The following is a 21,195-nucleotide window of genomic DNA, read 5'->3' as shown; positions in this document are numbered from 1 at the left end:
AGATATTGATACACATCAGTTGAACGCCGTCTGCACCTCACGTGCGGCGTTTTAAGGAGCAGCATGAATCGTACCCTGGCAGATTTGGATCGCGTGGTGGCACTCGGCGGCGGCCACGGCCTTGGCCGCGTGATGTCGGCGCTGGCGCCGCTGGGCTCACGCCTGACCGGCATCGTCACCACCACCGACAACGGCGGATCCACCGGCCGCATACGCCGTTCAGAAGGCGGCATTGCCTGGGGCGACATGCGCAACTGCATTAATCAGCTGATCACCGAACCCAGCGTGGCCTCTGCCATGTTCGAGTATCGCTTTACCGGCAACGGCGAACTGGCCGGGCATAATCTGGGCAATCTGATCCTGAAAGCGCTCGATCATCTCAGCGTGCGTCCGCTGGAAGCCATCAACATTATCCGCAACCTGCTGAAGGTGGATGCGTTTCTGATTCCGATGTCAGAGCAGCCGGTGGACCTGGTCGCGCAGGATAGCGAAGGCAATATGGTGTACGGCGAAACGGCGATTGACGAAATGAAGCAGGCGCCGGAAGAGCTGATGCTGCACCCCAATGTGGTGCCGACGCGTGAAGCGCTGGACGCCGTCGCCGAGGCCGATTTGATCCTGATTGGTCCCGGCAGCTTTTACACCAGCCTGATGCCGATTCTGCTGATGGAGGAGATGGCACGCGCGCTGCGCCGGACGCCCGCCACCATGGTGTTCATCGGAAATCTCGGGCGCGAACTGAGCCCGGCGGCGGCCAGCCTGACGGTCGCCGACAAGCTGGCGATGATGGAAAAAGCCATTGGCAAACGGGTGATTGACGCTGTAGTGGTCGGCCCGTCAGCAGACACGCGCGGCGTCACTGAGCGGTTGATCGTGCGCGAACCGCTGGAAGCCGCCGATATCCGCTATCGTCACGACCGCCAGCTGCTGCGCCGCGCGCTGGAACATGCCATTCAGGCGGTTTAGCCGGCGCGAAACGCGACCGCCGGCTTCAGATTAAGAGGCGGCGATAAACAGTTCACGCAGCTCGTGCAGCTGGTCGCGCACCCGCGCGGCCTCTTCGAACTCCAGGTTCTGCGCGTGCTGCTGCATCTGCCCTTCCAGCTCGTGGATCTTCTTCTGCATGGCCTGGGGCGTGAGCGCCAGATAGCTGGCCTCAGCCTCGGCGGCCGTGCGTGAAGCCGTTTTGCCTTTGCCGCGCGTTTTCACCACGTTTTTGCCCAGCTCAAGAATATCGGTGATTTTCTTGTTCAGGCCCTGCGGCACAATGCCCCGCTCTTCGTTATAACGCTGCTGCTTCTCGCGGCGGCGCTCGGTCTCTTCCATCGCCCGCGCCATCGACGGCGTGATCTTATCTGCGTATAGAATCGCTCTGCCGTTGACGTTACGCGCCGCGCGTCCGATGGTCTGAATCAGCGAGCGCTCGGAGCGCAGGAAGCCCTCTTTATCGGCGTCAAGAATCGCCACCAGCGACACTTCCGGCATATCCAGCCCTTCGCGCAGCAGGTTGATCCCCACCAGCACGTCAAACTCCCCGAGACGTAGATCGCGAATGATCTCCATACGCTCAACGGTATCAATGTCGGAGTGCAGATAACGCACCTTCTCGCCGTGCTCTTCAAGATACTCGGTGAGGTCTTCGGCCATGCGCTTGGTCAGCGTGGTAACCAGCACGCGCTCGTTGATTTCGACGCGCTTGCGGATCTCCGACAGCAGATCGTCGACCTGGGTCGCCACCGGACGCACCTCAAGGATCGGATCGAGCAGACCGGTAGGCCGCACCACCTGATCGATGACGTCGCCGCCCGATTTCTCCAGCTCGTAGTTACCTGGCGTGGCCGAGACGTAAATGGTCTGCGGTGCCAGCGCTTCAAACTCTTCAAAGCGCAGCGGACGGTTGTCCAGCGCTGACGGCAGGCGGAAACCGTACTCCACCAGCGTCTCTTTACGCGCGCGGTCACCGCGATACATGCCGCCAATCTGCGGAATAGTCACGTGGGATTCATCGACCACCAGCAGGCCATCCGCCGGCAGGTAATCAAACAGCGTCGGCGGCGGCTCGCCCGGTCCGCGCCCGGAGAGATAGCGCGAATAGTTTTCAATGCCCGAGCAGTAACCGAGTTCGTTCATCATTTCGAGGTCAAACTGGGTGCGCTGGGTGATGCGCTGCTCTTCCAGCAGTTTGTTGTTCTCCAGCAGCACTTTGCGCCGCACCGCCAGCTCATCCTTGATCTCTTCCATCGCCTGCAGAATACGCTCGCGTGGCGTCACGTAGTGCGTTTTCGGGTAGATGGTGAAACGCGGAATCACCGAGATCACCTGGCCGGTCAGCGGGTCGAACAGCGACAGGCGCTCAACCTCTTCATCAAACAGCTCTACACGCAGACCAATGTCATCGGATTCCGCCGGGAAGATATCGATCACTTCGCCGCGCACGCGGAAGGTGCCGCGCTGGAAAACCTGATCGTTGCGGGTGTACTGCAGTTCGGCGAGGCGGCGCAGGATGCTGCGCTGGTCGATGATCATGCCGCGCGTCAGATGCAGCATCATTTTCAGGTAGAGATCGGGATCGCCCAGGCCGTAGATGGCAGAAACCGACGCCACCACAATCACGTCGCGGCGCTCCAGCATCGCTTTAGTGGCAGAGAGACGCATCTGCTCGATGTGCTCGTTTACCGCCGCATCTTTCTCGATGAAGGTATCCGAACTGGGCACGTAGGCTTCCGGCTGATAGTAGTCGTAGTAGGAGACGAAGAACTCGACGGCATTATCCGGAAAGAACTCTTTCATCTCGCCATACAGCTGTGCCGCCAGCGTTTTATTCGGTGCCATTACCATGGTCGGCCGGTTGAGATCGGCAATGACGTTGGCGATGGTAAAAGTTTTTCCTGAACCGGTAACCCCCAGCAGCGTCTGGTGCGCCAGTCCATCCTCCAGCCCTTCTTCAAGGCGACGAATCGCCTCAGGCTGATCGCCTGAAGGTTTGAAAGCGGAGTTGAGTTTAAAGGCTTTACTCATGGTATTACGGTTCCTGCTGAAGAAGTCGGCGGGCAGGCTGGTAATTCTACTCTGCTATGGCGATTTTGCCAGAAAAAAATACTGGATATAATTACAGATATACTGCACGATGATGGGGAGATGCCGCGATTCGCTTCAGCGTAATTTATGCGGTAATCCGGAAGCGTTTGTTGCGCAAGGTTATCCCCAGACGAGCAACGCTTTTAACAATTGTCAATAGAGCGTCATTAAATTGCAGTCTGATGACAAGCCAGACAATTCTCAGGCTTGCTTTTAAATAACCTGCTGATTTAAAAGACTTTGACTCAAAAGCCCAGTTTCGCAGCATTATGTATGCAACCCGCGTATTTCCTCGCTTGCGCCCGGTTTTCAGTCGCTAATGCACAAGGTTATCCACAGGAATAGTGGATAACTGAATCCAGCCCCACGTCCATCGGCTGTGTATAATTTTCCCCTCGCTTATCCTGCCGTGCGAAAAAATTTTTTTTGCGATTATTTTTCCATCATCCCGTGCGGCTTTAACTATTCTTTTGGCGTACCCCATCGTGCCGTAACGGGAAAAAGCCCAGCGTTAAGGCCACTTATTTCTTCAGTCCCTGCCTTATGACAGCACAGATGCACCAGAAACGTTAAGCAGTCAGCACCGTCAAAGTGCAGGCGAGTTATTACTGTGGGCAATTGTTAAGCTTTGCTCATCAATTATGGCGAGTTTCGCTGCCTTTTACCCCGATTGAGGCTGCTTTGGCGGATCTGGCCTGGGAATTGCAGTGAATTAACGGTGGAGTGACGAGTCCATGCCGGCAGGATGAACAAGCGCCGCCGGCGACAGCAGTGTCCCAATAGCCATTGTGCATGACTGTATGCCAGACGACACAGAGCGGGAGCATTCAGGCGAATAATCTGGAAGGAGAATGTCAGATGCTGAGTTTACGTTCGGTGAATCAATTTTACGGTCAGAACCATATTTTATGGGATGTGGATCTCGATCTGCCGCCAGGCACCTGCACCGGCGTGCTGGGCAGCCCGGGGATGGGCAAAACCACGCTGGTGAACTGTATTATGGGTCGCCTGCCCATTAATAGTGGATCAATGACCTGGCAGGAAGACGGCGCGCCGCCGGAAAACCTGCTGCTGCAGCCTGCTGAGCAACGCGCGCGCATGGGCATCGGCTACGTACCACAGGGACGCCACATCTTTTCCCAGATGAGCGTGGAAGATAACCTGCTGATTGCGCTGATGGCGGCACAGGACGATCGCAGCCGCGCCATTCCCGAGATGGTATTCGATCTGTTTCCGGCGCTCTACTCGCTGCGTCATCAGCGCAGCGGCGAACTGCCGATGGATCAGCAGCAGCAGCTGGCCCTGGCGCGCGCGCTGGTGCTGCAGCCGAAACTATTGATCCTCGATGAACCCACCGAAGGCATGTCGCCGTGGCTGGAGGAGGAGATGGGGAATCTGATTCGCCGCCTGAACCGCGACTATGGCCTGACGATTCTGCTGCTGGAACAGCATGTGTCGTTCATTCGCCGCGTGGCAGACTATTTTCTGCTGCTGCATCGTGGCCGCAACGTGGCGCAGGGCAGCGTGGCGCAGCTGGATGATGTAACGGTGAGTAAGTGGTTAACGGCCACCTAGCGTCGGTAGCGTGCGGCGCAGAGTGCTGCGCCGCCGCGCCATTTACTGTGGCAGGGTAAGGTAACGGCCACAGTCGGCCTGCTGCGCCGCGCTGCTCAGCCACGGAATCTCACCGAGGAACGGGGCCGCAATCCGCTGCTGCAGCGTTGCCAGATATTCCGCATGTCGCTTACCCGGCGGCTGGATGTCATTGGCAATCCAGCCGGCAAGGCGCAACCCGCGCGCTTTCACCGCTTCCGCCGTCAGCATGGCGTGGTTGATGCAGCCGAGCTTCACGCCGACCACCAGAATCACCGGCAGCTGCTCGGCGGCGACCCAGTCGGCGTAGGTTTGCGTCGCGGACAGCGGCGTGAACCAGCCGCCCGCGCCTTCCACCAGCACCCATTCAGCCTGCTGCTCCAGCGCGCGTAAGCCAGCGGAGAGCTGCGTAAATTCAATCGGTCTGCCCTCTTCCGCGCTAACGATATGCGGCGACGTCGGTTCGATGAACGCCAGCGGGTTCACCTGCTCATAGCTCAGCGCCAGGCTGCTGTAGCGCTGCAGCGCCAGCGCGTCGCTGTTGCGCACGCCGTCGGGCGTGACCTCGCAGCCGGAGGCCACCGGTTTGTAGCCGGCAGTGCGTAATCCCGCAGCGCTGGCCGCCTGCAACAGGGCGCCGCTGGCGACTGTTTTGCCCACTTCGGTGTCGGTTCCGGTAATAAACCAGCGTGTCATTTTTGTAAAACTCCATACATCAGGTGATAACTGAGACGATAGCCGTGCGCATCCTGCGGCCAGTGCTGCTCCAGCTGCGCCAGCTGCGGGCGCGTCAGCAGGGCTGCCTGCCGTCCTTCATGCAGATGCGTCGCGCCGATGCCTTTCAGCGAGCGCATGGCGCTCAGCGCGCTGGGAAAATGCAGCGTCACGATCTGCGTCTGGCTGCGCAGCGGCAGGCCAGCAGTCGCCGCGGCAAACGCGTCGTCGCTGATAAAGCGATTGGCGTGACGCCGACCATCGATCTGCGCCCACGCCTGATGCACCTCCTGCAGCGAGCCGTCGAGCAGCGTCGAGAACAGCACGCTGCCGCCCGGGCGCGTCACGCGCAGAAACTGCTGCAGCGCGGTGCGCAGATCGCTGCTCCATTGCACCGCAAGGTTGCTCCAGACGCCGTCGACACTGTTATCCGCCAGCGGTAACTGGTCGATATCGCCCTGTAAATAGTCGTGCGCCGACTGCTGTTCGCGCGCCGCCTGCAGCATCGCCGGTGACAGATCCAGCGCGCAGACCTGGCGACCGCGATCGCGCCAGTAGCGGCTGAACCAGCCGGTGCCGCAGCCGGCATCCAGCAGCTGCGGGCCAAATCCGGCCGGCGTCAGCGCCAGCAGCGCCTCGCCGCTCTGGCGCTGCAGCTGAGCATGCTGTTCGTAGTGCGCGGCCGCCCGGCCAAACGCCTGCGCCACCGCCTGTTTATTCACCTGCAGCGTCATACAGTGCCTCCAGCAACGCGTCGATATCTTCGGGATGATGCGCGGCGGTGAGCGTAATGCGCAGCCGCGCGGTGCCCGGCGGCACAGTCGGTGGCCGGATCGCGCTCACCCAGCAACCGGCCTGCGCCAGCCGCTGTGACAGCGCCAGCGCGGCACGGTTTTCGCCAACGATCAGCGGCTGAATGGCGCTGTCAGAGGCCATCAGCTGCCACGGCAACTGCGCCGCGCCCGCGCGAAAGCGGGCAATATTCTGCTGCAGCCGGGCCCGCAGCGCGTCGCCCTGCTGGATCTGCTGCAGCGCCGCCAGCAGCGCACAGCACTGCGCCGGCGGCATGGCGGTGGAATAGATTAAATGGCGCGAGAACTGCTCGACGTAATCTGCGGTGGCGTCATCACACAGCAGCGCGGCGCCGCTGACGCCAAAGCCTTTACCAAAGGTCACCACCAGCAGTTCCGGTTTCACCTGCTGCTGCCAGCAGCTGCCGCGCCCCTGCTCACCGGTGACGCCAATGCCATGCGCATCGTCCACCAGCAGCCAGCCGCCCGCGCGCCGGGTTTCGGCGGCAAGTTCAGCCAGCGGCGCACTGTCGCCATCCATGCTGAATACGCCCTCGGTCACCACCAGCGTGCCGCCTTCCGCGCGCGTCGCCAGCAGCTTCGCCAGGCTGGCCGGCTGGTTGTGGGCAAAACGGCGCAGCGTTGCCGGACTGTGGCTGGCGGCATCCAGCAGCGAGGCGTGCGCCAGTTTGTCAGCGATAATGCGATCCGACTTTTGCGCCAGCAGATGGATTACTGCCTGGTTGGCGGCAAAGCCGGAGATAAACAGCAGCGCGCGCGGGTGGCCGAGCCAGGACGCCAGCTGCTGCTCCAGCTGCGCATGGTGACGGCTGTAGCCGGTGACGTGGCCGGAAGCGCCGGCACCGACGCCCGCCTCGCGCACGCCCTGCTGCCAGGCGGCCATCACCGCCGGATGCTGGCTCAGGCCGAGGTAATCATTGCTGGAGAAGTGGCGATAGCGCTGCCCGTCGAGGGTAATTTCACGCACGCTGTTGTGCTCAATGCGCCGCCGCTGCCGCCAGCCGTCGGCGGCACGCTGCGCCGTCAGCGCCTGCGCAATACGTTCAGACCACATTTACACGGCCGCGTTATAGAACTGCGCGCTGTCGGCGTGCAGCAACTGCTCGCTGAGCTGATGCTGCTGTTCGTTATCGCCCGCCGTCGTGGCGGTGTGCTCCGGATTCAGGCCCAGCTTGCGGAACAGTATCAGATCTTTGTCCTCTTCCGGGTTCGGCGTGGTCAGCAGCTTGCAGCCGTAGAAAATCGAGTTGGCACCCGCCATGAAGCACATCGCCTGGGTCTGTTCGCTCATCTGCTCGCGACCGGCCGACAGGCGCACGTGCGAGGTCGGCATCATGATGCGCGCCACGGCAATGGTGCGGATAAAGTCGAACGGCTCGACGTCATCGTTATCCGCCAGCGGCGTGCCTTTGACTTTCACCAGCATGTTAATCGGCACGCTCTCCGGCGGCGTGGGCAGGTTGGCCAGCTGCACCAGCAATCCGGCGCGGTCGTTGACCGTTTCGCCCAGCCCGACAATGCCGCCTGAACACACTTTGATGCCGGCGTTGCGCACTTTATCCAGCGTATCAAGACGCTCCTGATAGGTACGGGTGGTGATGATGCTGCCGTAAAACTCCGGCGAGGTGTCGAGATTATGGTTGTAAAAATCGAGCCCGGCGCTGGCCAGCCGCTGCGCCTGATCGTGGTCGAGCGTGCCCAGCGTCATGCAGGTTTCCATGCCCATGGCTTTCACGCCCTGCACCATCTGCTCCAGATACGGCATGTCGCGCTCGTGCGGGTTTTTCCACGCCGCGCCCATGCAGAAGCGGCTGGAGCCGGCTGCTTTGGCCTTGCGCGCCGATTCCAGCACCGCCTCCACCTCCATCAGGCGCTCGGTTTCCAGCCCGGTTTTGTAACGCGCGCTCTGCGGACAGTATTTACAGTCTTCCGGACAGGCGCCGGTTTTGATCGACAGCAGCGTGCTGACCTGCACCTGACGCGGGTCGAAGTGCTGGCGGTGCACCTGCTGTGCTTCAAACATCAGCTCGAGAAAAGGTTTATCAAACAGCGCCTGAGCCTGAGCCAGTGTCCAGCGATTAGCCATTGCTTACTCCAAAAAAGGGGGTTCATCCTGACGATTAACGTGGTTATACTTGTAAACTAAATCTTTTCAAAATGGTTTACAAGACAGATGTTCACACAGGATGACCTCCGCTTTGACCGCCAGCATATCTGGCATCCTTACACCTCAATGCGCGATCCGCTGCCGTGCTACCCGGTGGTGGCCGCGCACGGCTGCACGCTGCAGCTGGCCGATGGACGTGAGCTGGTCGACGGCATGTCGTCGTGGTGGGCAGCGATCCACGGCTATAACCATCCGCGCCTCAATCAGGCGTTGCAGCAGCAGATGGCGCAGATGTCACACGTGATGTTCGGCGGCATCACCCATCCGCCAGCCGTGGAGCTGAGCCGCCAGCTGATCGCCATGACGCCCGAGGCGCTGGAGTGCGTGTTCCTCGCCGATTCTGGCTCGATCGCCGTCGAAGTGTCGATGAAAATGGCGCTGCAGTACTGGCTGGGACGCGGAGAGACGCGGCAGAAATTCCTCACGCTGCAGCGCGGTTATCACGGCGATACGTTTGCCGCCATGTCGGTCTGCGATCCGGAAAACTCCATGCACAGCCTGTGGCGCGGCTACCTGCCGGAGCATCTGTTCGCCCGCGCGCCGCAGTGTGGCTTTGACGATGACTGGGATGACAACGATATTGCCGATTTCGCCCGGCTAATCGAGCAGCACCATCGCAGTATCGCCGCGGTGATCCTCGAACCTATCGTGCAGGGTGCCGGCGGCATGCGTTTCTACCATCCACGCTATCTGCAACAGGTGCGGACGCTGTGCGATCGCTACGGTTTATTGCTGATCGCCGATGAGATCGCCACCGGCTTCGGCCGCAGCGGCAAGCTGTTTGCCTGCGAACACGCCGGCATCACGCCGGACATTTTGTGTCTCGGCAAGGCGCTGACCGGCGGCACCCTGACGCTCTCCGCCACCCTGACCACGCGCGACGTCGCCGATACCATCAGCCGCAGCGCGGCGGGCTGCTTTATGCACGGTCCGACGTTTATGGGCAATCCGCTGGCCTGTGCGGTGGCAGTCGAAAGCCTGAAGCTGATCAACGAAGGGCACTGGCCGGCGCAGGTGGCGGCGATTGAACAGCAGCTGCGTGCGGAACTGCTGCCGCTGCGCGACCATCCGATGGTGGCGGATGCGCGCGTGCTGGGGGCGATTGGCGTGATTGAGACCCATCAGCCGGTGAACATGGCGGCGCTGCAGCAGTTCTTCGTGGAACGCGGCGTATGGATTCGCCCGTTCGGTAAGCTGATTTACCTGATGCCACCTTATCTGATTTCTGCCGCACAGCTGACGCAGCTGACGGCGGCGCTAAGCGCTGCACTGGCGGTGGACGGCCACTTTCAGCCCTGACACCGCTGGCACTCGCCGCCATTTTCCACCATCATGGAAAGCAGTACACAACAGGAAAGGAGAGATCATGCGCGTAGTGAGCCAGGATTTTAACGATGGCGATAAAATGCCCGAGCGCCACGTGTTTAACGGCATGGGTTACCAGGGCGATAATCTGTCGCCGCACCTGGCATGGGATGAAGTGCCGGCCGGCACCAAAAGCTTTGTGGTGACCTGCTACGATCCGGATGCCCCGACCGGCTCCGGCTGGTGGCACTGGGTGGTCGCTAATATTCCGGCTGAGGTGACCGTGCTGTCACAGGGCGCCGGTTCCGGCGTGGCGGAACTGCCGGAGGGTGCCATTCAGACGCGCACCGATTTCGGTCAGAGCGGTTACGGTGGTGCAGCACCGCCGCAGGGCGAATCGCATCGCTACATCTTTACGGTGCATGCGCTGGACGTGGAGAAAATTGAGGTGGACGAAGGTGCCAGCGGCGCGATGGTCGGCTTCAACGTGCACTTCCATGCGCTGGCCAGCGCGTCGATCACGGTGAAATACGCCTGATTGCATAAGGTGCGCATCGCTGCGCACCCCGGCAGAGGTCGCCGTAGATGGCGACCCTGCATGACCGAATAGCGTTCCTCAGTCCAGTGCGTGAATCACTACCCACATCGGGCCCTGACCCACGGCGTAACGCGCCAGCGGTTGCAGCAGGCCACGCTCGCCGATGCGATAGACTTCAATGTGATGCGATTTCTGCCCCGCCGCCACCAGATACTGACCGCTGCCATCAATGTTAAAGCCACGCGGCTGAGTTTCGGTCGGCTGATAACCTTCAATCGTCAGCACCGAGCCGTCCTCACTGATACTGAACACGGTCAGCGTGCTGCTGGTGCGGTCACAGGCATACAGGAAGCGACCGTCCGGGGTGATATGGATATCCGCTGCCCAGCGCGTATCGCTGAAGCCCGGCGGCATGATATCAAGACTCTGCACGCGCTCGACCTGGCCGTTAACATTGTTCAGCGCCCAGACGTCGACGGTACTGTCCAGTTCGTTAACCACATAGCCATAGGCGCCGTTCGGGTGGAACGCCATATGACGCGGGCCGGCGCCTTCTACCGTGGTCACCTGCGGCTGCGTGCGCGGTGCCAGCGTGCCGTCCGCCTGCAGCTGATACAGGCAGATGCGATCCTGTTTCAGCGCTGGTACAAACAGCGTCTGGTTGCTGAGGTCGATATTCGCCGAATGGCAGCCCTCCAGCCCGTTAATCACCTGCAGCGGTGCCTGCGGCAGGCCGTCGCTGCCAATCGGACTGATGCTGACGCAGGCATCGTTATAGGAGCCGCAGAACAGATAGTTGCCCTGGCGGTCGGTAGAAATGTGAGTCGGGCTGCCCGGCAGCGGCGCTTCACCGGCCAGGCTCAACGTACCGTCGGCCGCAATGCGGTACGCCAGTACGCGAAAATTCGGACGCACGCCGACATAGAGAAAATCTTTCTTCGGGCTCACCACCATCGGCTGCACCTGGCCGGCCACATCCGTGACCTGCAATAACGTCAGTGCGCCATCTTCCTGCATCTGCCAGGCGTGAATCTGCTGGCTCTCGGGACTGGCGGTATACACGACTTGTTTCATGCGTTTTCCTTATTCGCTGCCTGATGAAAAACAGTAACTGTAGCGCGTTTCACCGCCGCGCGCTGGGCTGATTTGTGCCCTGCTTTTTGTCTCAGGGCCGCTGGCGGGTGTAGACTTAACGCTTTGCTAACTCCGGACGGAAAGTGTAATGAGCTACCGCGTAATCGCCCTTGACCTCGACGGCACCCTGCTGACCCCAAATAAAACCATCCTGCCAGAATCCCTTGAAGCCTTAGCCCGCGCGCAACAGGCTGGCGTTCAGGTGCTGATCGTCACCGGTCGCCATCACTGCGCGATTCACCCGTTTTATCAGGCGCTGCAGCTGACAACGCCCGCCATCTGCTGTAACGGCACGTACCTGTACGATTACCAGGCGCAACGGGTGCTGGCGGCCGATCCGCTGGAGAAAAGTCAGGCGGCGCGGGTGATTGAGATGCTCGATCAGGAGAATATTCACGGTCTGCTGTATGTCGATGATGCGATGCTGTACCAGGAAGCGACCGGCCATGTAACGCGCACCCTCAACTGGGCGCAGTCGCTGCCGGAAGCGCAGCGTCCGCTGTTTGTGCAGGTGCCGAGCCTGGCGCAGGCGGCGCACGACGCGCAGTCGATCTGGAAATTTGCCCTGTCGCATCCGGACACCCGCGCGCTGCAGCAGTTTGCCGAGCGCACCGAACGCGAGCTGGGTCTGGCGTGTGAATGGTCGTGGCACGATCAGGTCGACATCGCTCAGGCCGGCAACAGCAAAGGCAAACGCCTGGCGCAGTGGGTGGCGAGCCAGGGTCTGAGCATGCAGGACGTGCTGGCGTTTGGCGACAATTACAACGATCTCAGCATGCTGGAGCAGGCCGGGCTGGGCGTGGCGATGGGCAATGCCGATGAGGCCATCAAAGCACGCGCGCGCAAAGTGATCGGCACCAACCTTGAGCCGGGCATTGCGCAGGTGATCTACCAGGAAGTGCTGTAACGCCAGGCTGGTCGCGGCAAAAGGTATCTGTAGGGTGACCGGAAAAAAGCGCGAAAAATCGCGCTGATCCGCAGACCGGACGTACCGCACTGTCGTCCGGTTTATGTTACGCGGTAATCGACACGCTCTTGATCTGCGCATACAGCCACTGATCGGGCCGGATATTCAGTTCGTCGCGCGCCCACGGTGAAATGCGCGCCCACAGCTCGCTGACGCCGATGCGCAGCTTCACTTCGACCTGGTCGTCCAGCTCCAGCAATTCCACCACCTGCGCCGGTAAGATGTTGCGGATCGAGGTATTTTGCGGCGGCTGCAGCGCCAGCGACACGTCCGCCGAGGCGATACGGATGCGCAGTACGCTTTTCACCGGCTGATTCACCCGGCTGACCCAGATGTGCTGATCGCCAAGCGACAGCGCGGTCATCGGGTAATCCGGATGCTGCTCCAGCACCTGCACGCGCAGTACGCTGCTGCGCTCGGCCGGCGGCAGCCACGGTCGCATCGCGCTGCTGCCCCACACTTTTTCCAGCGCGCCGAAGGCTTTGACGTTACCGTTATCCAGCACCAGTACCTGATTCGCCAGCTGGACAATCTCCTCCAGGCTGTGGCTCACGTACAGCAGCGGAATCTCCACCTGCTTCGCCAGCTTCTGCAAATAGGGCATCAGCTCGCGCTTGCGTGGCAGATCGAGCGACGCCAGCGGTTCGTCCATCAGCAGGATATCCGGCGCGCTCAGCAGCGCCCGGCCCATCGCCACGCGCTGCTTTTCGCCACCCGACAGCGAGGCCGGATAGCGATCCAGCAGCGCGTCCAGTCCCAGCAGCGTCACCAGCGCCCCGAACTGCGCCTTCATTTTAGGCGCCATTCCATACTGCAGATTGCCGCGCACGCGATAATGGGGAAACAGCCGCGCATCCTGAAACACGTAGCCGATGCGGCGTTTTTCCGGCGGCAGATTGATACCGCTGTCGCGGTCAAACAACAGACGATCGTTAAGCGCAATCTGGCCGCTCTGCGGCTGCGTCAGACCGCTGATGGCATTGATTAATGAGGTTTTTCCTGCACCGGACACGCCAAAGATCGCGGTGATGCCGCTGGCCGGAATCTCCACATCGACGTTGAGCTGATGCTCACCGAGCTGTTGCGCAATGTTGATTTTCAGCATCAGGCCGCTCCCAGCCGCTTGCGGCCCCAGCGCGCCAGCAGCTCTGAGGCCACCAGCGACAGCAGCGCCAGCGCAATCGCCACCGCGCACAGCCGCGCCGCAGTGCCTTCCGCGCCGGGCGTTTCAATCAGGGTAAACATGGCTGACGGGATGGTGCGGGTTTCGCCGGGAATGTTGGAGACAAAGGTAATGGTGGCACCAAACTCACCGAGCGAGCGGGCAAACGCCAGCACGGTGCCCACGATGATGCCCGGAAAAGTCAGCGGCAGCGTGATGGTGAAAAACACCCGCCAGCGGCCCGCGCCTAAGGTCCGCGCCGCCTGCTCCAGCCGGCTGTCTACCGCTTCCAGTGCCAGACGAATGGCGCGCACCATCAGCGGAAACGCCATCACCGCGGAGGCCAGCACCGCACCGCGCCAGCTGAAGGCGAAGGTGATACCGAACCAGTCATACAGCCAGCTGCCAATCAGGCCGCGCCGCCCGAGCGACAGCAGCAGCAAATAGCCCACCACCACCGGCGGCAGCACCAGCGGCAGGTGAATCAGGCTATCGAGCAGGGTTTTGCCGGGAAAGCGACAGCGCGCCAGAATCCATGCCATCAGGATGCCAAACGGCAGGCTGCACAGCACCGCCACGCAGGAAACTTTCAGGCTGAGGAACACGGCCTGCCATTCGGGATCGCTCAGTATCATCTCTTCGGCGTAAATCCATACTGTTTAAACACGGCAGCGGCATCCGGCCCCTGCAGATAGTCATAGAAGGCCTGCACCGCTGCGTTCTGGTGATCGCTGACCACCGCCATCGGGTACTCTACGGGTTTGTGACTCGCTTCGGGGAAGCGTCCGACCACCTGCACCTTATCACTGGCTACCGCGTCGGAACCGTACACGATGCCATACGGCGTTTCGCGGCGTTCCACTAGCGCCAGCGCGGCACGCACGTTGTTAGCCGGTGCGAGCCGTGAAGCCAGCGTGTCCCACGCGCCCAGCTTTTGCAGCGCTTCTTTGGCATAAATACCTGCCGGCACGTGATCCGGATCGCCCACCGCCAGGCGCTCGCCCTTAAGCAGGTTCTGCCATTGGGTCTGCGCATTGATGGTCACCGGCTGCGCGTTAGCGCTTTTTGCCGCCACCAGCACCAGATCGTTGCCCAGCAGCGTGTAGCGCGTACTGCCGATCACGCTGTTTTTCGCCACCGCATCGTCCATCCACTGCTGATCGGCAGAGATAAACAGATCCGCCGGGGCGCCCTGCTCGATTTGCCGCGCCAGCGTCGACGAGGAAGCGAACGAGGATACCACTTCAACGCCGCTTTTTTGCTGATATTGCGTGGCAATCTGCTGCATCGCATTAGTCAGCGAGGCCGCAGCGAACACAGTAATTTTCTCCGCCGCCAGCGCCTGACCCGACAGCGACACGGTGACCACGGCCGCCGCCGCCCAGTGATAAAGCGTATTTTGCATAGAGAGCTCCAGGTTACGTTATATAGTTGATAATACAACGCGAGCCTGAAAGCTGTCATGAGCTTTATATCGGCAAAAACGGCGGGAAGTTAAGGGAAAAACGCCCGCAGCGTGCGGGCGTTAAAAATCAGTGGTGTGAGCTATTGGCGGGACGGTCGTCGCGGCGGCCAAATTTAGAGATGACGTTAAAGACTTCACCCAGGCCGTAAATCAGACCCAGCATAATCGCCATCACGATGGGCACCATGATGATGGCGACCGCCAGGCTTTTTAACAGTTCCAGCATGGAAACCTCGCGCAAAGAGTAAAAAAGTGATTGTAACGGCTGGAGAAAAAAAGGCACTGCCCTTTTCGTGCTTTTACTTTAGGCCTTACAATTGGCGCATTCACCTAAGGAGCTGACATGCAGGCAGAACTCTCTCTTCACATTCGTCTTCAGCAGAAACTGTTTGCCGATCCGCGCCGTATTGAGCTGCTCAGGCGCGTGCAGGAAACCGGCTCCATCAGCCAGGGCGCCAGACTGGCGGGCATCAGCTATAAAAGCGCCTGGGACGCCATCAATGAGATGAATCAGCTGGCGGATCAGACGCTGGTCGAACGCGCAACCGGCGGCAAAGGCGGCGGCGGTGCCCGGCTGACGCGCTACGGCGAGCGATTGATTCAGCTGTTTCAATTGATGGAGCAGATCCAGCAAAAAGCCTTTGACGTGCTGCAAAACGACAGCCTGCCGCTCGACAGCCTGCTGGCGGCGATCGCCCGCTTTTCCCTGCAAACCAGTGCGCGCAACCAGCTATTTGGCACGGTGCAGGCGCGCGATCGTCAGCAGGTGCAGCAGCACGTTGAGGTACTGCTGAACGACGGCGTGACGCGCCTGCAGGTGGCTCTGACCGAACGCAGCGCGGAGCGGCTGCAGCTCGACAGCGGTAAAGAGGTGCTGGTGCTGATCAAAGCGCCGTGGATCCGCCTGACGCCTGACGCCGCAGAGGGCGATAATCAGCTGCCGGGCGTTGTCCACACCATCGAACCCGGCGAAACGCAGAGTGAAGTGCTGATTGCACTGGCAGGCGGTGAAATGCTGTGCGCCACCGTCCCCAGCCAGGTGCTTTGCCAGCATAATCTGCAGCCCGGCAGCGCCGTGACCGCCTGTTTTAATGCCGAACACGCCATCATCGCCACACTGCTCTGATCTGGCCGCCATGATTTGACTTCATTTCGCTGGCTCGCTACAACTGAGCGACTTGATGCAGAAAACGGAACAAATCATGGCCTCATTGCAAATTTCGCAAGGCATATTTCACCTGAGCGATAGCCGTACCCTGACCCTGCCGGACTTAACCCTGCACAGCGGCGAAAGCTGGGCCTTTGTCGGTGCCAACGGCAGCGGTAAATCTTCGCTGGCGCGCGCGCTGTCCGGCGAGCTGACGGCGGCAAAGGGCGAGCTGCGGCAGGATTTTCAGCGCCGCACCCGTCTGTCGCTGGAGCAGCTGCAACAGCTGGTGACGCAGGAGTGGGAGCGCAACAACACCGATCTGCTGAGTGAAGGCGAAGATGACACCGGCCGCACGGCGCTGGAGATCATTCAGGATGAAGTAAAGGATGAGGCGCGGGCGCAGGCGCTGGCACAGCAGTTTGGCATCAGCGCTTTACTGACTCGCCGCTTCAAATACCTTTCTACCGGCGAAACGCGCAAAACGCTGCTGTGTCAGGCGCTGATGGCGCAGCCGGATTTGCTGATCCTCGACGAACCTTTTGATGGTCTGGATGTGGCATCGCGCGCCAGTCTTGCCGATACGTTGCATCAGCTGCATCGCGACGGCTACACCGTGGTGCTGGTGCTGAACCGCTTTGACGATATCCCGGATTTTGTCCAGCAGGTCGGCGTGCTGGCGGAGTGCACGCTGACACACGTGGGCGCGCGCCAGGCGATTCTCGCCGAAGCGCTGGTGGCGCAGCTGGCGCACAGCGAACGCCTGCAGGGCATGGCACTGCCGGAGCCGGATCAGCCGGATCAGCTGCCGCAGCTGGCAGCAGATGCGCCACGCGTTATTCTGCGCAACGGCGTGGTGTCGTATAACGATCACGCGGTGATCGACGGCCTGAACTGGCAGGTCAATCCCGGCGAGCACTGGCAGATCATCGGCCCCAACGGCGCGGGTAAATCGACCCTGCTCAGCCTGGTCACCGGCGATCATCCGCAGGGCTACAGCAATGATTTAACGTTGTTTGGTATTCGCCGCGGCAGCGGTGAGACCATCTGGGAGATCAAGCAGCATATCGGTTACGTCAGCAGCAGCCTGCATCTGGATTACCGCGTCAGCTGTAATGTGCGTACGGTGATCCTCTCGGGCTTTTTTGATTCGATCGGTCTTTATCAGGCGGTATCGGATCGGCAGAAAGCGCTGGCGCGCCAGTGGCTGGCGCTGCTTGGCATGGACAATGCGCTGGCCGATGCGCCGTTTCATAGCCTGTCGTGGGGCCAGCAGCGGCTGGTGCTGATTGCGCGCGCGCTGGTGAAGCACCCGACGCTGTTAATTCTGGATGAGCCGCTGCAGGGGCTCGATCCCATTAACCGCCAGCTGGTGCGCCGCTTTGTTGATGTGCTGATCGGCGAAGGCCGTACCCAGCTGATGTTTGTGTCCCACCACGCCGAGGACGCGCCGCAGTGCATCACCCACCGCCTGAGTTTTGTAAAACAGGGCGCGGGCTATGCTTATCAGCAGGAGGCGTTGCGTTAGTTTTCATTGATGAGCGGGTCGCCATGCATGGCGGCCCGGCAGCAACAGTACGCACCTGACAGATTTCTTCCCCTAAAAATGTAACCGCTACCACTAGCCTGCCGCATTATTCAGCAAACGCTGCGCATAAACCCACAAAATGAGAATCGTCACCTTGTGTAAACGATACCATTTATCCAGACTGGATCACGCTTTCAGCGCCACCGTTATGCTACGTTGAAGGCAGTGATTTTCTTCTGTTTGCCGATTACCAGGACTTGTTATGCAAAAATTTAACCCGGTCGATCATCCGCATCGCCGCTATAACCCGTTGATCGATCAATGGGTGCTGGTGTCACCGCATCGCGCCAAACGTCCGTGGCAGGGTGCACAGGAGACACCAGCGCTGGAGCAACTGCCCGCACACGATCCGGACTGCTTCCTGTGCGCCGGTAACACCCGTATCACCGGCGACAAAAATCCCGATTACAAAAGCACTTACGTGTTCACCAATGACTTCGCCGCGCTGATGACCGATACGCCGGACGCGCCGCAGAGCGATGATGTGCTGATGCGCTGTGAAGGCGCGCGCGGTACCAGTCGGGTGATCTGCTTCTCGCCGGATCACAGCAAAACCCTGCCCGAACTGCCGCTGCACAACTTGCAGGACATCGTGCGCACCTGGCAGGAGCAGACCGCCGAACTCGGCCAGCACTATCCGTGGGTGCAGGTATTTGAAAACAAAGGCGCAGCCATGGGCTGCTCGAATCCGCATCCGCACGGTCAGGTGTGGGCCAACAGTTTTCTGCCGAATGAAGCGCAAAAAGAGGATGACAATCAGCGCCGCTACTTTGCCGATAAAGGTACGCCGCTGCTGGTGGATTACGTAACGCGCGAATTGCAGGACGGCAGCCGTACCGTGGTTGAAACCGATCACTGGCTGGCGGTGGTGCCGTGGTGGGCGGCCTGGCCGTTTGAAACCCTGCTGCTGCCGAAAACGCACGTGAAACGCATTACCGATCTCAGCGAGGCGCAGCGCACCGATCTGGCGCTGGCGCTCAAGCAGCTCACCAGCCGTTACGACAATCTGTTCCAGTGCTCGTTCCCGTATTCGATGGGCTGGCACGGCGCGCCGTTCAACGGCGAAGCCAACGATCACTGGCAGCTGCACGCGCACTTCTATCCCCCGCTGCTGCGCTCCGCGACGGTACGAAAATTTATGGTTGGCTACGAGATGCTGGCCGAGACCCAACGTGATTTAACGGCGGAACAGGCAGCAGAACGTCTGCGCTCTGTCAGCGCTATCCATTTCCGCGAGGAACAATAAATGTCTTTAAAATCGATCACTCAACAGGTTTTCACTGACACCTTCGGCTACGCGCCGAGCCACAGCATTCAGGCACCGGGACGGGTGAACCTGATCGGCGAGCATACCGATTACAACGACGGCTTCGTGCTGCCCTGCGCTATCGATTATCAGACCGTGATTGCCTGCGCCCGCCGCGACGATCGCCAGGTGCGCGTGGTGGCGGTGGATTACGACAATCAGCAGGATAGCTTCTCGCTGGATGCGCCGATTGAGCCGCTCAGCGAACCGATGTGGGCCAATTACGTGCGCGGCGTGGTGAAACATCTGCAGCAGCGCGACGCCAGCTTTGGCGGCGTGGATATGGTGATCAGCGGCAATGTGCCGCAGGGTGCCGGTCTCAGCTCGTCCGCCTCTCTGGAAGTGGCGGTGGGCACCGTGTTCCAGCAGCTGTATCAGCTGAAGCTCGACGGCGCAGCGATTGCCGTTAACGGGCAGGAAGCGGAGAACCAGTTTGTTGGCTGCAACTGCGGCATCATGGATCAGCTGATTTCAGCGCTCGGCCAGCAGGATCACGCCATGCTGCTGGACTGCCGCACGCTGGGCACGCGCGCCGTATCCATGCCGGAGGATGTCGCGGTGGTGATCATCAACTCGAACTTCCGCCGTAATCTGGTGGGCAGCGAATACAATACCCGCCGCGAGCAGTGCGAAACCGGTGCGCGCTTCTTTAACAAAAAGGCGCTGCGCGACGTGACGCTGGAGGAGTTTGCGGCGGCAGAACAGCAGCTCGATCCGCTGGTGGCCAAACGCGTGCGTCACGTGATCACCGAAAATGCCCGGACGCTGGAAGCGGCGGACGCGCTGAGCAGCGGCGATCTGCAACGCATGGGTGAGCTGATGGCCGCCTCGCACGCCTCAATGCGCGACGATTTTGAGATCACCGTGCCGCCCATCGATCAGCTGGTGGAGATCGTCAAAGCGGAAATTGGCCCGCGCGGCGGCGTGCGTATGACCGGCGGCGGCTTCGGCGGCTGTATTGTCGCCCTGATGCCAACCGATCTGGTCGATCAGGTAAAAGCGGCGGTGGCGCAGCAGTACGAAGCGCAGACCGGCATCAAAGAGACCTTTTACGTGTGCAAAGCCTCAGCAGGAGCCGGCCAATGGTAAGCGACGTCAACTCTCATGCGCCGGACGGCCAGCCGTGGCGCATCACCGTTTTGCGCAACCGCAACGGCATGGTCGCCACCTTTATGGACTGGGGCGCCACCTGGCTGTCGGCGCGCGTGCCGATGCAGGACGGCAGCGTGCGCGAAGCGCTGCTCGGCTGCGCCACGCCGTCCGACTATCTGCATCAGGATGCTTATCTCGGTGCCACCATCGGGCGTTACGCGAACCGCATCGCCTTCGCTGAGCTGAAGCCGCTTAACCGGCTGCTGGCGGCCAATCAGGGTCCGCACCAGCTGCATGGCGGGCCGCAGGGTTTCGACAAGCGCCGCTGGCAGATCCTCAGCCAGAGCGACAGCGAAGTGCACTATCGTCTTGATTCGCCGGACGGCGACCAGGGCTATCCCGGCAATCTGATTGCCGATGTGATTTATCAGCTCGATGACGATAACTGCCTGTCGATTCGCTATGAAGCGCAGACCGATCAGGCCTGTCCGGTCAACCTGACCAACCATGCTTACTTCAACCTTGATGCGCATCATGGCGACGCGCGCCAGCATCGCTTACAACTGCAGGCCGATCGTTATCTGCCGGTGGACAGCGCAGGCATTCCCAATGCGCCGCTGAAAGCGGTAGACGGTACCAGCTTTGATTTCCGCCAGCCGAAACGCGTGGCGGACGAGTTCCTGGCCGACGACGATCAGCGCGCGGTGAAAGGTTACGATCACGCGTTTCTGCTCACCACCGCCGGTGACAGCAGCCAGCCTGCTGCGCAGCTGTGGTCAGCGGACGACAAACTTAGCGTGAGCGTGTTCACCGCCGCGCCGGCGCTGCAGTTCTACTCCGGCAACTATCTGGAGGGAACGCGCGCCCGTGAACAGGGCAGCTATACTGCTTTCCAGGGCATCGCTCTGGAGAGTGAGTTTTTACCGGATTCGCCCAACCATAGCGAGTGGCCGCAGCCTGATTGCTGGCTGCAGCCCGGCGACACATGGCACTCCGTGACGCGTTATCGCTTCACCCCGCACTAAGCGCCGGTTGAAAAACGCGCACTGCGGTGCCGACAGGCTTACGCCGTGCGCTGTTTTCCGCTATGGTATGGCGCTATCAGTGTGCCGCTGAAATCAGCGGCC

Annotated in this window: 20 protein-coding genes; 10 read left to right on the top strand and 10 right to left on the bottom strand. The window is 60.7% G+C overall.

The window, feature by feature from the left end; translation table 11 throughout:
* The first annotated feature begins 63 nt into the window (after positions 1–63).
* Positions 64–966 carry a uridine diphosphate-N-acetylglucosamine-binding protein YvcK gene (yvcK, locus tag C1Y42_RS01910; protein ID WP_021508496.1) on the top strand — a complete coding sequence of 301 codons (903 nt, stop codon included), beginning with the start codon at positions 64–66 and terminating at the stop codon, positions 964–966.
* A gap of 30 nt (positions 967–996) precedes the next feature.
* On the opposite strand, the gene uvrB is transcribed toward yvcK, so the two are convergent.
* On the bottom strand, positions 997–3,018 hold the full coding sequence (gene uvrB / locus C1Y42_RS01905; protein ID WP_021508497.1) for an excinuclease ABC subunit UvrB: 2,022 nt from the start codon (positions 3,016–3,018) through the stop codon (positions 997–999).
* Positions 3,019–3,936: 918 nt separating this feature from the next.
* Between uvrB and C1Y42_RS01900 the strand changes: the two genes are divergently transcribed.
* On the top strand, positions 3,937–4,653 hold the full coding sequence (locus C1Y42_RS01900; protein WP_021508499.1) for an ABC transporter ATP-binding protein: 717 nt from the start codon (positions 3,937–3,939) through the stop codon (positions 4,651–4,653).
* Positions 4,654–4,695: 42 nt separating this feature from the next.
* On the opposite strand, the gene bioD is transcribed toward C1Y42_RS01900, so the two are convergent.
* The 4 genes from bioD to bioB are packed head-to-tail and all read right to left on the bottom strand — an operon-like array spanning position 4,696 to position 8,283.
* Positions 4,696–5,367, bottom strand: a complete 672-nt coding sequence (gene bioD, locus C1Y42_RS01895; RefSeq protein WP_104092713.1) for a dethiobiotin synthase — start codon at positions 5,365–5,367, stop codon at positions 4,696–4,698.
* Positions 5,364–6,119, bottom strand: coding sequence for a malonyl-ACP O-methyltransferase BioC (gene bioC / locus C1Y42_RS01890; protein WP_104092712.1), 756 nt, complete (start codon positions 6,117–6,119; stop codon positions 5,364–5,366). The genes bioD and bioC overlap by 4 nt, the downstream gene beginning before the upstream one ends.
* Positions 6,100–7,251 carry an 8-amino-7-oxononanoate synthase gene (gene bioF / locus C1Y42_RS01885; protein ID WP_104092711.1) on the bottom strand — a complete coding sequence of 384 codons (1,152 nt, stop codon included), beginning with the start codon at positions 7,249–7,251 and terminating at the stop codon, positions 6,100–6,102. Before bioF ends, bioC begins: the two co-directional genes overlap by 20 nt.
* Complete coding sequence (gene bioB / locus C1Y42_RS01880; protein WP_058757850.1) at positions 7,252–8,283, bottom strand: biotin synthase BioB; 1,032 nt, start codon at positions 8,281–8,283, stop codon at positions 7,252–7,254.
* A gap of 87 nt (positions 8,284–8,370) precedes the next feature.
* On the opposite strand from bioB, the gene bioA reads away from it, so the two are divergent.
* Both bioA and C1Y42_RS01870 read left to right on the top strand, forming a co-directional pair.
* Complete coding sequence (gene bioA / locus C1Y42_RS01875) at positions 8,371–9,663, top strand: adenosylmethionine--8-amino-7-oxononanoate transaminase (RefSeq protein ID WP_104092710.1); 1,293 nt, start codon at positions 8,371–8,373, stop codon at positions 9,661–9,663.
* 67 nt (positions 9,664–9,730) lie between these two features.
* Positions 9,731–10,207 carry a kinase inhibitor gene (locus tag C1Y42_RS01870; protein ID WP_058781275.1) on the top strand — a complete coding sequence of 159 codons (477 nt, stop codon included), beginning with the start codon at positions 9,731–9,733 and terminating at the stop codon, positions 10,205–10,207.
* A 78-nt stretch (positions 10,208–10,285) separates the two neighbouring features.
* Here C1Y42_RS01870 and pgl read toward each other — a convergent pair whose 3' ends face one another.
* Positions 10,286–11,281 carry a 6-phosphogluconolactonase gene (gene pgl / locus C1Y42_RS01865; protein WP_104092709.1) on the bottom strand — a complete coding sequence of 332 codons (996 nt, stop codon included), beginning with the start codon at positions 11,279–11,281 and terminating at the stop codon, positions 10,286–10,288.
* Positions 11,282–11,429: 148 nt separating this feature from the next.
* On the opposite strand from pgl, the gene C1Y42_RS01860 reads away from it, so the two are divergent.
* A complete protein-coding gene (locus C1Y42_RS01860; protein WP_104092708.1) occupies positions 11,430–12,248 on the top strand; it encodes a pyridoxal phosphatase in 819 nt (272 codons plus the stop codon).
* A gap of 106 nt (positions 12,249–12,354) precedes the next feature.
* Here C1Y42_RS01860 and modC read toward each other — a convergent pair whose 3' ends face one another.
* From modC to C1Y42_RS01840, 4 genes are all read right to left on the bottom strand, one after another.
* On the bottom strand, positions 12,355–13,413 hold the full coding sequence (gene modC, locus C1Y42_RS01855) for a molybdenum ABC transporter ATP-binding protein ModC (protein WP_104092707.1): 1,059 nt from the start codon (positions 13,411–13,413) through the stop codon (positions 12,355–12,357).
* On the bottom strand, positions 13,413–14,105 hold the full coding sequence (modB, locus tag C1Y42_RS01850; RefSeq protein WP_104092706.1) for a molybdate ABC transporter permease subunit: 693 nt from the start codon (positions 14,103–14,105) through the stop codon (positions 13,413–13,415). Before modB ends, modC begins: the two co-directional genes overlap by 1 nt.
* Positions 14,102–14,875 (bottom strand): molybdate ABC transporter substrate-binding protein, encoded by a 774-nt coding sequence (modA, locus tag C1Y42_RS01845; RefSeq protein ID WP_104092705.1) that lies wholly within the window; start codon positions 14,873–14,875, stop codon positions 14,102–14,104. The genes modB and modA overlap by 4 nt, the downstream gene beginning before the upstream one ends.
* A gap of 127 nt (positions 14,876–15,002) precedes the next feature.
* Entirely contained in the window at positions 15,003–15,161 is a 159-nt protein-coding gene (locus C1Y42_RS01840; protein ID WP_021508511.1) for an AcrZ family multidrug efflux pump-associated protein, read from the bottom strand.
* 117 nt (positions 15,162–15,278) lie between these two features.
* Between C1Y42_RS01840 and modE the strand changes: the two genes are divergently transcribed.
* The 5 genes from modE (at position 15,279) to galM (ending at position 21,093) form a co-directional block, all read left to right on the top strand.
* Complete coding sequence (gene modE / locus C1Y42_RS01835; protein ID WP_104092704.1) at positions 15,279–16,061, top strand: molybdenum-dependent transcriptional regulator; 783 nt, start codon at positions 15,279–15,281, stop codon at positions 16,059–16,061.
* 76 nt (positions 16,062–16,137) lie between these two features.
* Positions 16,138–17,610, top strand: a complete 1,473-nt coding sequence (gene modF / locus C1Y42_RS01830; RefSeq protein WP_104093013.1) for a molybdate ABC transporter ATP-binding protein ModF — start codon at positions 16,138–16,140, stop codon at positions 17,608–17,610.
* A gap of 262 nt (positions 17,611–17,872) precedes the next feature.
* Positions 17,873–18,916 carry a galactose-1-phosphate uridylyltransferase gene (gene galT, locus C1Y42_RS01825; protein ID WP_021508514.1) on the top strand — a complete coding sequence of 348 codons (1,044 nt, stop codon included), beginning with the start codon at positions 17,873–17,875 and terminating at the stop codon, positions 18,914–18,916.
* Complete coding sequence (gene galK, locus C1Y42_RS01820; protein WP_104092703.1) at positions 18,917–20,065, top strand: galactokinase; 1,149 nt, start codon at positions 18,917–18,919, stop codon at positions 20,063–20,065.
* Complete coding sequence (gene galM / locus C1Y42_RS01815; RefSeq protein WP_058757860.1) at positions 20,059–21,093, top strand: galactose-1-epimerase; 1,035 nt, start codon at positions 20,059–20,061, stop codon at positions 21,091–21,093. The genes galK and galM overlap by 7 nt, the downstream gene beginning before the upstream one ends.
* Positions 21,094–21,195: the final 102 nt, after the last annotated feature.

Source organism: Pantoea sp. ICBG 985 (assembly GCF_002928365.1).
GTDB lineage: Bacteria > Pseudomonadota > Gammaproteobacteria > Enterobacterales > Enterobacteriaceae > Pantoea > Pantoea dispersa.
The sequence above is the reverse complement of the archived record's forward strand: the minus strand, read 5'-3'. Positions and strand labels throughout refer to the sequence as shown.